14 protein-coding genes are annotated in these 14,112 nt (G+C 63.3%); 7 read left to right on the forward strand and 7 right to left on the reverse strand.

What is annotated here, in order from left to right; all coding sequences use genetic code 11:
- The first annotated feature begins 2 nt into the window (after positions 1–2).
- The 7 genes from lptG (at position 3) to NKI96_RS18735 (ending at position 7,117) form a co-directional block, all read left to right on the forward strand.
- The gene (gene lptG, locus NKI96_RS18705; protein ID WP_023702945.1) at positions 3–1,085 is read left to right on the forward strand and encodes an LPS export ABC transporter permease LptG; all 1,083 of its coding nucleotides are present in this window, start codon (positions 3–5) and stop codon (positions 1,083–1,085) included.
- A complete protein-coding gene (locus NKI96_RS18710) occupies positions 1,085–3,517 on the forward strand; it encodes an LPS-assembly protein LptD (protein WP_023727348.1) in 2,433 nt (810 codons plus the stop codon). The genes lptG and NKI96_RS18710 overlap by 1 nt, the downstream gene beginning before the upstream one ends.
- A gap of 90 nt (positions 3,518–3,607) precedes the next feature.
- Positions 3,608–4,537: a peptidylprolyl isomerase gene (locus tag NKI96_RS18715; RefSeq protein ID WP_023695593.1), complete on the forward strand. Its 930-nt coding sequence runs from the start codon at positions 3,608–3,610 to the stop codon at positions 4,535–4,537.
- Between the two features lie 12 nt (positions 4,538–4,549).
- Positions 4,550–5,578: a 4-hydroxythreonine-4-phosphate dehydrogenase PdxA gene (gene pdxA, locus NKI96_RS18720; RefSeq protein ID WP_031251538.1), complete on the forward strand. Its 1,029-nt coding sequence runs from the start codon at positions 4,550–4,552 to the stop codon at positions 5,576–5,578.
- 38 nt (positions 5,579–5,616) lie between these two features.
- The gene (gene rsmA, locus NKI96_RS18725) at positions 5,617–6,453 is read left to right on the forward strand and encodes a 16S rRNA (adenine(1518)-N(6)/adenine(1519)-N(6))-dimethyltransferase RsmA (protein ID WP_023727350.1); all 837 of its coding nucleotides are present in this window, start codon (positions 5,617–5,619) and stop codon (positions 6,451–6,453) included.
- A gap of 68 nt (positions 6,454–6,521) precedes the next feature.
- Positions 6,522–6,827, forward strand: a complete 306-nt coding sequence (locus NKI96_RS18730) for a type II toxin-antitoxin system RelB/DinJ family antitoxin (RefSeq protein ID WP_023672731.1) — start codon at positions 6,522–6,524, stop codon at positions 6,825–6,827.
- The gene (locus tag NKI96_RS18735) at positions 6,824–7,117 is read left to right on the forward strand and encodes a type II toxin-antitoxin system RelE/ParE family toxin (RefSeq protein WP_023672730.1); all 294 of its coding nucleotides are present in this window, start codon (positions 6,824–6,826) and stop codon (positions 7,115–7,117) included. Before NKI96_RS18730 ends, NKI96_RS18735 begins: the two co-directional genes overlap by 4 nt.
- Positions 7,118–7,150: 33 nt before the next feature.
- Here NKI96_RS18735 and gmk read toward each other — a convergent pair whose 3' ends face one another.
- From gmk to fabD, 7 genes are all read right to left on the reverse strand, one after another.
- A complete protein-coding gene (gene gmk, locus NKI96_RS18740; RefSeq protein ID WP_023672729.1) occupies positions 7,151–7,825 on the reverse strand; it encodes a guanylate kinase in 675 nt (224 codons plus the stop codon).
- A 6-nt stretch (positions 7,826–7,831) separates the two neighbouring features.
- Positions 7,832–8,722 carry a YicC/YloC family endoribonuclease gene (locus tag NKI96_RS18745; RefSeq protein WP_352545396.1) on the reverse strand — a complete coding sequence of 297 codons (891 nt, stop codon included), beginning with the start codon at positions 8,720–8,722 and terminating at the stop codon, positions 7,832–7,834.
- Between the two features lie 262 nt (positions 8,723–8,984).
- Positions 8,985–10,241, reverse strand: coding sequence for an endolytic transglycosylase MltG (mltG, locus tag NKI96_RS18750; RefSeq protein WP_023715070.1), 1,257 nt, complete (start codon positions 10,239–10,241; stop codon positions 8,985–8,987).
- A 202-nt stretch (positions 10,242–10,443) separates the two neighbouring features.
- On the reverse strand, positions 10,444–11,706 hold the full coding sequence (fabF, locus tag NKI96_RS18755) for a beta-ketoacyl-ACP synthase II (RefSeq protein WP_023702951.1): 1,263 nt from the start codon (positions 11,704–11,706) through the stop codon (positions 10,444–10,446).
- A 34-nt stretch (positions 11,707–11,740) separates the two neighbouring features.
- Positions 11,741–11,977 carry an acyl carrier protein gene (locus NKI96_RS18760; protein ID WP_006203723.1) on the reverse strand — a complete coding sequence of 79 codons (237 nt, stop codon included), beginning with the start codon at positions 11,975–11,977 and terminating at the stop codon, positions 11,741–11,743.
- Between the two features lie 221 nt (positions 11,978–12,198).
- Positions 12,199–12,936 carry a 3-oxoacyl-[acyl-carrier-protein] reductase gene (gene fabG, locus NKI96_RS18765; protein ID WP_023685686.1) on the reverse strand — a complete coding sequence of 246 codons (738 nt, stop codon included), beginning with the start codon at positions 12,934–12,936 and terminating at the stop codon, positions 12,199–12,201.
- A 60-nt stretch (positions 12,937–12,996) separates the two neighbouring features.
- A complete protein-coding gene (fabD, locus tag NKI96_RS18770; protein ID WP_352805565.1) occupies positions 12,997–13,944 on the reverse strand; it encodes an ACP S-malonyltransferase in 948 nt (315 codons plus the stop codon).
- Between the last annotated feature and the right edge of the window lie 168 nt (positions 13,945–14,112).

Here is a 14,112-nt window from a genome sequence, read left to right on the forward strand (position 1 = left end):
CGATGGGCTGGACCCTGGGCCGCTACTTCTTCTTTCGCTACGTGTCGATCACGATCTGGTTCTTCATCGGCCTTCTGGCGCTGGTGTTCCTGATCGACTTCACCGAGCTGTCCGGCCGCATCACCGGCCTGCCGGGCTTCACCTACGGCACGGCGGTCGCGATCTCGGCGCTGAGGATGCCGATGATCATGCTGCAGACGGTGCCGTTCGTCGGCCTGTTCTCGGCGATGGCGACGCTGGTCTCGCTCAACCGAAAATACGAGCTGGTGATTGCGCGCTCGGCCGGAGTGTCGGCCTGGCAGTTTCTGTTGCCCTGCTGCATCGGTGCGCTGTTATTCGGCATATTGTCGGTCGGCGTGCTCAATCCGATCGCCGCGCATGGCTTCTCATGGTCGGAGCAGATGGAAAACCAGCTGCGATCCGGCAATTCGAACGTGGTGGCGGCCGATGCCACGCCGTGGATCCGCCAGAAAACCAACTCCGGCGACACCATCATCGGCGCCCGCGCCATCCTGAACCAGGGCCTGGAAATGGCCGACACCGTGTTCTTCGTCCTCGATCCGCAGGGCAATATCGTCGAGCGCAAGGACGCGGCGCGGGCCTTTCTGCGCGACGGCTACTGGGAATTGCAGGACGTCAAGGTGTTCAAGGACGGCAACATCCGTTCCGAAACGACCGACCAGTTGCCGACCAACCTCAAGCCGGAATTCGTGCAGGAACGGCTGGCGCGCCCCGAAACCATCCCGTTTTACGACCTTCCCGGCAAGATTGAGGTTGCCCGCTCCTTCGGCCTCAAGGCAAATGCCTTCGCCATGCAGTTCGATTCGCTGGTGGCGTTACCGTTCCTGCTTGTGGCCATGACGCTGATTGCGGCAACAGTTTCAATGCGATTTGCGAGGATGGGGCAGTCGGCAACGATGATTCTGGGTGGCGTCCTCGCCGGCTTTCTGCTTTATGTCGTTTCGGTATTGGTCAAGGCATTCGGCGTTGCGGGATTCGTGCCCACAGCCGTGGCTGCATGGGTTCCGGTTGTCGTGGCTATGTTCTTTGGGGTGACATTCCTGCTATACAAGGAAGACGGCTAGTGAGGGAGGCGGCTTTGCGCAGCCATAGGCAGGCCGGTTTGGCGCGCCTCTATTCGGCGAGCGCCTTGGCATGCCTGCTCGCCTGCGGCGTGCTGACGGCCCCTGCGCTGGCGCAGGACGTTACCGACGTGGCAACGAAGGTTCCCTCCGGCTCCCAGATGCTGCTGGCGGCCGACACGCTCGTCTATAACAATGACAACCAGACGGTCACCGCCATCGGCGGCGTCCAGATCGACTATGGCGGCAACAAGCTCGTCGCCCAGCGCGTCGTCTATGATCGAAACACCAAGCGGCTGGTTGCCAGCGGCAATGTGGAGATCGTCAACAGCGACGGCACCAAGATCAACTCGCAGCATATCGATATTACCGACGATTTCGCTGACGGTTTCGTTAATGCGCTGCGCGTCGAAACGCCCGAAAAAGCCTATTTCGCCGCCGAAAGCGCCGAGCGCATGGGCGGCGTGCTGACAACGTTCCACAACGGCGTCTATACGGCCTGCGAGCCTTGCGAAGACAAGCCGGACAAGGCGCCGACCTGGCGGATCAAAGCCAGGAAGATCATCTGGAACGGCGAAAAGAAAACGGTTCGCTTCGAGAATGCGAATTTCGAATTCTTCGGTTTCCCGCTGGCTTACCTGCCGGCGTTCGAGATCGCCGACCCTACGGTCAAGCGCAAAAGCGGCTTCCTGATCCCCAGCATCGGCTACAACAACCGTCTCGGCGTCGGCGTCAAAGTCCCCTACTATTTTGCCCTGTCGCCGACCTACGACCTCACCGTTACCGGCAGCGGCTACACCAAGCAGGGTTTCCTCGGCGAGGCCGAGTGGCGCCAGCGCTTCAACAATGGCCAGTACACGCTGAAGCTTGCCGGAATCAACCAGCAGGACCCTGGCGCTTTCCGTGATTTCGCGGCTTTCCCCGGCGGCTACAATGTCAATTCGGGGCCAGCAGGCGATCCGAACAAGTTCCGCGGCATGATGGGCACCAAGGGCCAGTTCGCCATCAATCCGCGCTGGGACTTCGGCTGGGATATCCTGCTTCAGACCGACAAGAATTTTTCGCGTACCTATACGATCGAAGGCTACAACGACGCCGTGCATCAATCGTCGGTCTACCTGACCGGCCTAAACGACCGCAATTATTTCGATGTGCGCGCCATGCGCTTCCAGGTTCAGGAGAACACACCGGACGGCAACGTCGCATCGCGCAGCGACAAGCAGCCCTGGGTGTTGCCGTCGCTCGACTATGCCTACATCCCCGACATGTCGGTGGCCGGCGGCCAGCTGTCGTTCAACGTCAATGCACGAGTCATTCGCCGCGACGATCTCGATCAGGCCTATTTTACCCCCTATGTGCCGGGCTCAGGCGTCCAGCGCGTGCGCGGCATCGAGGGCGAATCCGGTCGCCTCACCGCCGAAGCCGAATGGAAGCGTACCTTCACCACGGACGGCGGATTGCAGTTGACGCCCCTTCTGGCTCTGCAGGGCGACGTCGACTATCTCAACGCTTCTTCGGCTTCGCTGACTGCGGTAAACCAGATGGCAACGAATGTCGGTGCCGCCGACGACATGCGGTCTTCCTTCGCCCGGTACATGGCGACCGCCGGACTTGAAATGCGCTGGCCGGTGCTGTTCTCGATGACCGGCTCCAGCCATATCGTCGAGCCGATGGCGCAGGTCTTCATGCGCCCGAATGAGCAGTATGTCGGCGGGCTCGCCGTTCCCAACGAGGATGCACAGAGCTTCGTCTTCGACGCCACGACGCTGTTCGAGCGCGACAAGTTCTCCGGCTACGACCGCGTCGAAGGCGGCAGCCGCGCCAATGTCGGGTTCCGCTATTCCGGCGCCTACGACAATGGCTGGGGCACCAACGCGATCTTCGGCCAATCCTACCAGTTGGGCGGGCGCAACTCGTTCGATTCACCGGATCTGGTCAATGCGGGCGCCGATTCCGGCTTGGAGACTTCGACCTCCGACTATGTCGGCCTTGTCGGCTTCAGCAGCCCGAGCGGCTTCTCCGGTTCGCTCAGCGGCCGCTTCGACGAGCAGACCTTCGAAGTTCGCCGTGCCGAGGTGAAGGCCGCCTATTCCGGGCTGCCGGTTTCGCTGAGCGCCAAATACGCCTTCATCCAGGCGCAGCCGCTCTATGGTTTCACCACCGACCGCCACGAAGTCACGCTCGGCGCCTCGACACACCTGGCCGAAAACTGGCGCGTCTTCGGCACCGGCACCTACGACCTGCAACAAAGCGTGCTGGTCAAGGACGGCGTCGGCTTTGCCTACAATGATTCCTGCTTCACCTACCTGATGACGTACTCGGAATCACGCGACATCAACACCAAGGAAGTGTCGCAGAATGTCGGCTTCAACCTGTCGTTCCGCACGCTCGGCGATTTCGGCTCGTCCCAAAGCTCGATCGACTCCATCCAGTAGAGCCGGCTGACGACATCGTTTTGCCGCATAAAGCGGGCACGGATTTCGCCAATATCGGGCTGGAATCGGCCAAAACCGGGTAGAATTGGGATGCTTTCGATGAGGAAATACCTGTTTTCGGCAGGATTCGCGCTCCTGTTGGCGGCGACCTCGGTCTCTGTCACCATGATGGTACCGCCGGCGTTCGCCAGTGAAATCAAGTATGTCGTCAACAACATGCCGATCACCACCGGCGACATCGCGCACCGGGCTGCCTTCCTGAAACTGCAGCGCAAGAAGGGTGACGCGGGTCAGGAAATGATCGACCAGACGCTGCGCATGGCCGAGGCCAGGCGTCTCGGCATCCGCATCTCCGACGCCCAGGTAGAGGCTGCCTATCAGCGCTTTGCCTCGAGCAACAAGATGCAGCTCAAGCAGCTCGACGGTGTCATGGCGCAGTCCGGCGTGACCAAGGAGCATTTCAAGGAATTCATCCGCTCCCAGATGGCGTGGAACCAGGCGCTGAGCGCACGCTACAGCGGCGGCGGCGGGGAGGTGAGCGAACAGGATCTGGTCAAGCGCATGCTCGAAAAAGGCGGCGCCAAGCCAAGCGCCACCGAGTACATGCTGCAGCAGGTGATCTTCGTGGTGCCGAAGGCCGAGCGCAGTGCCACACTCGCCAAACGCAAGCGCGAGGCTGAAGCCATGCGCGCCCGCTTCAATGGCTGCAACACCACGCGTGAATTCGCCAAGGGCCTGATCGACGTCACCGTTCGCGACCTCCCCCGATTGCTGGCGCCGCAACTGCCGCCGGACTGGGCCGAGCAGATCAAGGCCACCAAGCTGGGCGGCGCCACGGCCGTGCGCGAGACCGATCGCGGCATTGAATTCATCGGCATCTGCTCGTCGCGAGAGGTTTCCGACGACAAGGCGGCCCAGATGGTGTTCCAGAGCGAAGGCAGCGGCGACAAGAACGCCGACGAGCTCTCGGCCAAATATGTCGAAGAGCTGAAGGCGAAAGCCAAGATCGTTACGCGCTGAACCGGCCCAGCCGTGCGTGAGACAGAGCTTCCGCTGGCGCTGAGCGTCGGCGATCCATCCGGCGTCGGTCCGGAAATCGCCATTGCCGCGTGGCAGAGCGCCCGCGGTTCCGGTGCCGCGCCCTTCTACCTTCTCGCCGATCCGGCGCTGATTGCCGCGCGGGCGCGCCGGCTCGGCGCGGCGGTGGCAATCGCCGAGACGGTGCCGGCCCAAGCAGCTGGTGTCTTTCAACACGCCTTGCCCGTGGTGCCGCTGGCGGCCCACTTCACCGACGATCCCGGCCGGCCCGACCCGGCCAATGCCGCCGGCATCATCGAGGCCATCGATCGCGCCGTCGCCGACTGCCTTGCCGGTCACGCGGCCGCGGTCGTCACCTGTCCGATCGCGAAGAAGCCGCTCTACGATGCCGGCTTCGGCTTTCCCGGCCACACCGAGTATCTGGCGCATCTGGCCTCGCTCCACACCGGCGGCACGGTGACGCCGGTGATGCTGATCGCCGGCCCCGAATTGCGCACCGTTCCTGTCACCATCCACATCGCGCTGGCCGAGGTGCCGAAGACGCTGACGACGGAGCTGATCGTTGCCATCGCGCGCATCACCGCCGGCGATCTTGCACGCCGTTTCGGCATCGCCAGGCCGAGGCTCGCGCTTGCCGGCCTCAATCCGCATGCCGGCGAAAGCGGCGCCATGGGGACAGAGGACGAGCACATCATTCGTCCTGCGGTCGACATGTTGCGGGCGCAAGGCATCGATGCCTTCGGACCGCTGCCGGCCGATACGATGTTTCATGCGCGCGCCCGCGCCGGCTACGACGTGGCGGTCTGCATGTATCATGACCAGGCGTTGATCCCGGCCAAGGCGCTGGCCTTCGACCAGGCCGTCAACGTCACGCTTGGCCTGCCGTTCATCCGCACCTCGCCCGATCACGGCACAGCCTTCGACATCGCCGGCAAGGGCATCGCACGTCCCGACAGCCTGATCGCGGCGCTAAAGCTGGCCCGCCGGCTGGCCGATACCGGCGCAAAGCCCGCAGTTGCATGAGCCAAAAATCATGAGCCCAAATCATGAGCCCAAAATTCATGAGCATTGACGGGCTGCCGCCGCTGCGCGAGGTGATCGAGCGCCATGGACTGCAGGCAAAGAAGGCGCTTGGCCAGAATTTCCTGCTCGACCTCAATTTGACCGGCAAGATCGCGCGCGTCGCCGGGGACCTTAGCGACAGTACGGTAATCGAGGTCGGCCCCGGCCCCGGCGGGCTGACCAGGGCGCTGCTCGCTGCCGGTGCCCGCCGCGTCGTCGCCATCGAGCGCGACGAACGCTGCCTTGCGGCCTTGGCCGAGGTCTCCAACCACTATCCGGGCCGGCTCGAGGTGATCAGCGGCGATGCGCTGAAGACGGATTTTGCCGCTCTTGCCAAGACCGCGTCACAAGGCAGCCCGGTGAGGATTGCCGCCAACCTGCCCTACAATATCGGCACCGAGCTGTTGATCCGTTGGCTGACTGTGGCGGACTGGCCACCCTTCTATCAATCGATGACGCTGATGTTCCAGCGCGAGGTGGCCGAGCGCATTGTCGCCGGTTTCGGCAGCGATGCTTATGGCCGGCTCGGCGTGCTGGCGGGCTGGCGGACCGAGGCGAGGATCGCCTTCGACGTGCCGCCGCAAGCGTTCACGCCGCCACCCAAGGTAACGTCCTCGGTGGTGCATCTGGTGCCGCGCGCCAGCCCTTTGTCAACCGACGTGAAAAAACTCGGTCGCGTCACCGAAGCCGCTTTCGGCCAGCGCCGGAAAATGCTGCGGCAGAGCGTGAAGAGCCTGGGTGGCGAGGCACTGCTGACGCGCGCCGGCATCGATCCGACCCGGCGTGCGGAGACGCTCAGCGTCGAGGAATTCGTGCGGCTGACAAACGCGGTTTGACCGGCGGCGCTAGCGCCGCCTAGCAATCGTCATTCAAACGCATTACATTGACGTCGAAGGAGATTGCCATGCCAGCAAATGCACTGGTCCAGACGCGTATCGACGCCGACATCCGGGATCGAGCTTCGGCGGTGCTCGAAAGCATGGGGCTGACGGTCTCGGATGCGGTGCGGATATTGCTCACCCGAACCGCCAACGAGGGTGCGCTGCCCATCGATCTCGTCACAAACAACGAGGCGTATGATTTATGGTTTCGCGCCAAGGTTCGCGAAGCGCTCGACGACACCCGACAAGACATTCCTGATGATCAAGTCGAGGCGCATTTTGCCGAGAGACGCGCCGCGGCGCGGCGTTCGGGTGAACCTAAATCTTGAAGATCGTCTGGTCGCCATTCGCGCTTTCAGATCGCGACGGCATCTTCGCGCATATCGAGGCCGACAATCCTGCGGCCGCGATCGCCACCGATGAGCGGATCGTCGCCGCAATCAACCGTCTTCGGGACCTTCCCCAAAGCGGCCGGATCGGCAGGCTTGCAGGGACACGAGAGATCGTCATCGTCGGCACGCCATATGTCGCGGCCTATCAGCTGACCAACAGCACGATTCGAATCCTGCGCGTGCTTCACGGAGCGCAGCGTTGGCCGGACGATCTGCCAGGCAGCTGATGCCGCTAATTTAGATTGCCAGCGGTGGACGAGCTATTCCGTCTTCTCGTCCAGCAACCCCGAGACGAAATCGAACAGCCCGGGCCGGCGGTCGCGCCGCAGCCTTTCCGCCGTCACGATGCCACGCACTTCGGCGAAGGCGCGGTCGAGATCGTCGTTGACGATGACAAAGTCATATTCCTTCCAGTGCTCGATCTCGTTGCGGGCGTTCTTCAGCCTGGTCTCGATCACGTGCTCCTGGTCCTCGGCGCGGCGCTTGAGGCGCGACTTCAATTCCTTCATCGACGGCGGCAGGATGAAGATCGAGACGATGTCGGCGCGCATCTTCTCCTTGAGCTGCTGGGCGCCTTGCCAGTCGATGTCGAAGAGCATGTCACGGCCCTGCGCCAGCGCCAGTTCGGCCGGCTCGCGCGGCGTCGCGTAGCAATTGCCGTGCACCTCGGCCCATTCGAGCAACGCGTCGGAATCGCGCAGCCGCTCGAACTCGCGCGTGGTGCGGAAGTGATAGTGGACGCCCTCGATCTCCGAGCCGCGGCGTGGCCTGGTGGTGACCGAGACCGATAATTCCAGGCTGCCGTCGCTTTCCAGCAGGTTGCGCGCGATCGTCGACTTGCCGGCGCCCGACGGCGACGACAGGACCAGCATCAGCCCGCGGCGGCGAATGCGGGATCCGAGATCCCTGGCAACCATCGGCTCCTTGCCACCCATTCGGGTTTACTCCAGATTCTGGACCTGTTCGCGAAACTGGTCGACCACCGCCTTCAGTTCCAGCCCGATGGCGGTGACAGTGGCGGCGTTCGACTTGGAACACAGCGTATTCGATTCGCGGTTGAATTCCTGCGCCAGAAAATCGAGCTTGCGGCCGATGGCGCCGCCATTTGCCAGCAGCGCTCTGCCCGACGCCACATGCGTCTTCAGCCGATCGATCTCTTCACGGATATCGGCCTTGGTGGCCAGGAACGCCGCTTCCATGTGCAGCCGGCCGGCATCGAGATTGGCCGACGCATCCATCAGCAGCCGCACCTGTTCGGCGATCCGCTCGCGGATCGCCGCCGGTTCGCGCGACGGGTCGGCCTCGGCTTGAAGCGTCAGCGCCTCAATGGCGTCGATATGGCCGGAAAGCAGCGAACGCAGCGCTTCGCCCTCGTTCTGGCGTGCCTGCTCGAGACCTGTAAGCGCCGTTTCCAGCGCGGACAGGATTGACGCGTCGAGTGCTGCCCGCACCTCCTCGGTTTCGCTGGTTTCAGGGATATCGAGCACGCCGCGCAGGGAAAGCAGACCGTCGGCAGTTGCCGGACCAACACCGAACTGGTCCTGCAGCCGCTTGGCCATGCCCGCCAGATCCCTGAGGAAGGCTTCGTTGACCACCGGCTGCGCCTGCTGGCCGGCGGCGCGGCCGACGGTCAGCGTCGCTTGGAAATTGCCACGCGAAAAGCGCTTCTGCAGCGTCTGCCGCACAGTCGGTTCGAGCCGCTCGAAACCTTGCGGCAACCGCAACCTGACCTCGACGCTCTTGCCGTTGACCGACTTGACCTCCCAGGCGATCGAGGCGCCGTCATGTTCGGCAACAGTGCGTGCAAATCCGGTCATGCTCTGCAAATTCATGATGCGGCTCGTGTCTCCCTGATGGTCCGATTCTAACAATTGCGCATGCGTTCGATATCACGGGCAGCGCGAATGTCAGAATCGCAATACCGGCAAGATGTTGATTGCCGCTGTCGTTTCGATCTCGCAGGGCTGAAATCGAGATTCAGAGGCACCCGAGCAAGACCGAAAACGCTTCGAACCCCGCTGTTCGTTCAAAGCAGCAGCGCGTCCGCCTCTGTCCGCGTCGCTTAAGGTCGATCCCTCTGAAAGCGCCGGCCTGCTACTGGGCGGCACCCGTATCGCCGGCATCACCGCTGTCACCGGCGGCATCGCCACTTGCGTCACCGTTGTCGTCGCCATCCGCCGGCGCATCGGTCTGGCCCGGAGTCTTGGCGCCCTTGGCGGCGTCTTCAGCCTGCTTCTTCTGCAGTGCCCGGTAGCGGGCAACGTTCTCATTGTGCTCGGCAAGCGTGGTGGCAAAGACGTGGCCGCCGGTGCCGTCGGCGACGAAATAGAGATCATCGGTCTTCGACGGGTTGGCGACGGCTTCGAGCGCGGCGCGGCCGGGATTGGCGATCGGCGTCGGCGGCAGGCCATTGATCAGATAGGTGTTGTAAGGCGTCTGTTTCTGGATGTCAGATTGATAAATCGGCCGGTCGGCGGGTTTGCCCTTGCCGCCGAACAGGCCGTAAATGATGGTCGGATCGGATTGCAGCCGCATGCCCTTGGCCAGACGGTTGAGGAAGACGGCGGCAACGCGCGAGCGCTCGTCGCCCCGGCCGGTTTCCTTTTCGACGATCGAGGCCAAGGTGACGAAGTCGTCGACATTGGCCAGAGGCAGGTCGGGCGCGCGCCGCTGCCAGACCTCGTCGACCAGCTTCTTCTGGTCGGCGAGCAGCTTGTCGACCATCTGTTGGCGCGTGGCGCCGCGGGTAAAGCGCAGCGTGTCGGTGGCGAGGCTGCCCTCAGCCGGCTTGGCGGCCGGCATGTCGCCGGTCAGCGCATCCTGCTCGGCGATGCGCTGCAGCGCCTGCTCGACCGTCAGGCCCTCGGGAATGGTCAGCGAATACATCACCGATTTGCCGCTCTTCAGAAGCTCCATGATGTCGCGCATGGAGGCGCGCGGCTTTATCTCGTATTCGCCTGCCTTCAGCGCTGAATCATTGCCATAGACCCGCACGGCGATGCGGAAGATGCGGGCATCGCTGATCAGCCCACGCCGTTCGAGCTGGTCGGCAATATCCTGGACGCCGGTGCTCGGCTTGACCAGGAAGGTGTCGCCGGCCACCGACGGGCCCGGTTCGTTGAATGCCTGCTTGCCGAAATAGAGCGAAACGCCGGCGGCGAGGATCATCAACATCACCGCGGAGATGACGAAGTTCATGAACACCACGACTTGGCTGCGCGAGGCGCGCGAGCGCTTTGGTGGTGGTGTGCCGGCTTCCGGGCGCAAAGCTTCGGCCGCGGTCTTCGGCACGATCGGGCCGGTCTGCTGGTTTTGTCCGAATTGTCCGCTGCCGCCCGGATTGGTGTTCATTAGCGCCCTACCATCTGATCTCTTAGAGCGACCATGCGCCCGATTGGACGCACAGCGTGCCCTAACATTTCAAGCCTACGCATCGTGCTTTTAAAAAAAGCGCCTTCGGTTTCAGGCCGATGCGACGAATCCCCAGCGGCAGAGTAGGCTTGAATATGGCAAAATTGACGACAGACCGCTGGCGCGCCGGTCGATACCGCAATCAGCCTGTATAACGCTGGAATACCAGCGAAGCGTTGGTGCCGCCGAAGCCGAAGGAGTTGGACAGCGCCACGTCGACCTGGCGATGCCGTGGCGTGTTCGGAACAAGATCGATCGCGGTTTCGCGTTCCGGGTTGTCAAGATTGATGGTGGCTGGCGCGATGTTGTCTCTGATAGCGAGGATCGAAAAGATCGCCTCGGCGGCACCCGCCGCACCCAGGAGATGGCCGATCGACGACTTGGTCGACGACATCGAGATTTTCGAGGCGGCGTTGCCGACCAGCCGCTCGACGGCGCCGAGTTCGATCGTGTCGGCCATGGTCGAGGTGCCGTGCGCGTTGATGTAGTCGACGTCGGCGGGCGTCAGCTTGGCCCGGTTCAGCGCCGCCGTCATGCATCGGAAGGCGCCGTCGCCGTCTTCGGCCGGTGCAGTGATGTGATAGGCATCGCCGGTCAGGCCGTAGCCGGTGACCTCGGCATAGATCTTGGCGCCGCGCGCCTTGGCGTGTTCGAGTTCTTCCAGCACGACGACCCCGGCGCCCTCGCCCATGACGAAGCCGTCACGGTCGCGGTCATAGGGACGCGAGGCCTTCTCAGGCGTGTCATTGCGGTCGGTGGACAGTGCCCGGCAAGCAGCGAAGCCGGCAAGCGATAGTCTGGTCACCGGCGATTCCGCGCCGCCGGCCAGCATCACGTCGGCATCGCCGAAGATGATCAGCCGGGCGGCATCGCCAATGGCGTGCGCGCCGGTCGAGCAGGCGGTGACGACGGCGTGGTTGGGGCCTTTCAGCCCATGCCGGATCGATACCTGGCCAGATACCAGGTTGATAATGTTGCCGGGAATGAAGAATGGACTGATACGGCGCGGTCCGCGCTCTTTCAGGATGATAGCGTTCTCGGCGATGCCCTCGAGGCCGCCAATGCCGGAGCCGATCATGACGCCGGTGGCGCAGCGCTCGGCTTCGGTGCTGGGCTCCCAGCCGGAATCCTTCAGCGCTTCGTCGGCGGCCGCAATCCCGTAAAGGATGAAGTCGCCGATCTTGCGCAGTTCCTTGGGCTCGAGCACGGCTTCGGGATTGAGCGTGCCGTTGGTGCCGTCACCGCGCGGAATGACGTGGGCGATCTTGCAGGCAAGATCTCCCACTTCGAACTCGGTGACGCGCTTGGCGGCGCTGCGGCCGGTCAGAAGTTCCTTCCAGCTGTGCTCGAAGCCCATGCCGAACGGCGAAACCAGGCCAAGGCCCGTGACGACGACACGCCTCATCGCAGGTCCTCCCCGGTGATGACTGCGGATAGTGTCAGGCTGAAGCCTTGTCGATGTACTTCACGGCATCGCCGACGGTCAGGATGGTCTCGGCCGCATCGTCCGGAATCTCGACGCCGAACTCTTCTTCGAAGGCCATGACGAGTTCGACCGTGTCGAGGCTGTCCGCGCCCAGATCATCGATGAAGCTCGCCTGCTCCGTCACCTTGTCGGCATCGACGCCAAGATGTTCGATGACGATCTTCTTGACGCGCTCTGCGGTGTCACTCATTTGGGGCATCCTCGTCTTTTGTTTGTCTGTCTTCGTTAGCGGGCAGAATGCCGCTAATCAAGCTGAAAGATGGTCCTGCCGGAAACGCAACGATGCCGGACCGGTTTTTGCCCGAACCGCCGGGTTGCGGGCCGCATTACACGAAAAATGGCTGAGGTCCAAGGCGAAATGGTCTCTTTTCACAAGCCGGCCATGTCTTCTTATCACCCGGCAATATCCTGTCAGATCATGGCCATGCCACCGTTGACATGGATGGTCTGGCCGGTGACGTAGGCTGCCTCGTTGGAGGCGAGATAGGCGACGGCCGACGCCACTTCAACACTCGTGCCCATGCGGCGCGTCGGGATCGCGGCCATTATCGCGTCTTTCTGCTTGTCGTTGAGCTTGTCGGTCATGGCCGATTCGATAAAGCCCGGGGCGACGCAGTTGACGGTGATGTTGCGGGTGGCGATCTCCTGCGCCAGCGACTTGGAAAAGCCGATCATGCCGGCCTTGGAGGCGCAATAATTGGTCTGGCCAGGATTGCCGGTGACGCCGACCACCGAGGTGATGTTGATGATGCGGCCATGGCGGCGGCGCATCATCGGATGGGTCAGCTCGCGGGTCAGCCGGAACACGGCGGTGAGGTTCACCTCCAGCACGCTGTCCCAATCCGCGTCCGCCATGCGCACGAACAGGCCGTCCTTGGTGATGCCGGCATTGTTGACCAGTATGTCGACGCCTTCGAGTTCGGCTTCGGCCTTCTGGCCAAGCGCCTTGACCTCGTCACGGTCGGCAAGATTGGCCGGGAACAGCTTTACCCGGTCGCCGAGTTCGCCGGCCAGGGTCTCCAGTTTCTCGATGCGGGTGCCGTGCAGGCCGACAATGGCGCCTTGCGCATGCAGCACCCGGGCAATCGCCTCGCCAATGCCGCCCGATGCGCCGGTGACGAGCGCCTTGCGGCCGGTCAGTTCGAACATTTTCGTCTCCTGATCTTAAGAGAACACCCTTCCCACGGGAGGGGTTGAATCGCCAGTGGATTATGCAAGCGCGGCCAGCGCCGCCTCGACTTCGGCCGGCGTGCCGACGGCCGATGTGGCGATGTCGCGGTTGATCCGCCGCGCCAGGCCGGAAAGCACCTTGCCGGCGCCGATCTCATAGAGCGTGGCGACGCCATTGGCGCCGAACCACTCCACCGTTTCGCGCCAGCGCACGCGCCCGGTGATCTGCTCGACCAGGCGGCGCGCGATCTCGTCGGGGTCGCTGGTCGGGGCTACAGTGACGTTGGAGACGACGGGCACGACCGGTGCATTCTTGGTCACGCCGGCCAGCGCCTCGCGCATGACATCGGCCGCCGGCGCCATCAGCGCCGAATGGAAGGGTGCGGAGACCTGCAGCATCAGCGCCCGCTTGGCGCCCTTTTCGGTGCACAGTTTCGCGGCGAGTTCCACCGCCGCCCTGGCGCCGGAGATCACCAGCTGGCCGCCGCCATTGTCGTTGGCGATCTGGCAGACCTTGCCGGATCCCGTTGCGGCCTCGGTGCAAGCGGCTTCGACGTCGGGCTGTTCCAGTCCGATGATCGCCGCCATGGCGCCCTCGCCGGCCGGCACCGCCGCCTGCATGGCGTTGCCGCGGATGCGCAGCAGCCGGGCGGCATCGGCGATCGAAACGAAACCGGCCGCGGCAAGGGCGGAATATTCGCCGAGCGAATGACCGGCAACGTAGGCAACCTTGTCCTTCAGCGAAAAGCCGCGCGCTTCCAGCGAGCGGATCGCCGCCAGCGAGACCGCCATCAGCGCCGGCTGGGCATTGGCAGTCAGGGTCAGCGCCTCTTCCGGGCCTTCCCAGATCAGTTTCGACAGCTTTTCGCCCAGCGCATCATCGACTTCCTCGAACACCCTGCGTGCCTCGGGGAAGGCGTCGGCGAGGTCCTTCCCCATGCCGACAGCCTGGCTGCCCTGTCCCGGAAAGGTGAATGCGACGGCCATTTGGGCGCTCTCCAGCGGCTGATTTTTCCTGCCTGTGACGCAAGGCGGACCGCCAAGTCAAGCCCGGAGGCGGCATTTCGGCTCTCGCTTGAACCGGAGCTGACCTCGAGTCCCTGTTCCCAAAGGCTTTTTGCCGATCACACCTGATGAAAACCGCTCACGAATCGT

Source organism: Mesorhizobium sp. M0292, from assembly GCF_040321695.1.
In the GTDB taxonomy this organism is placed as follows: domain Bacteria; phylum Pseudomonadota; class Alphaproteobacteria; order Rhizobiales; family Rhizobiaceae; genus Mesorhizobium.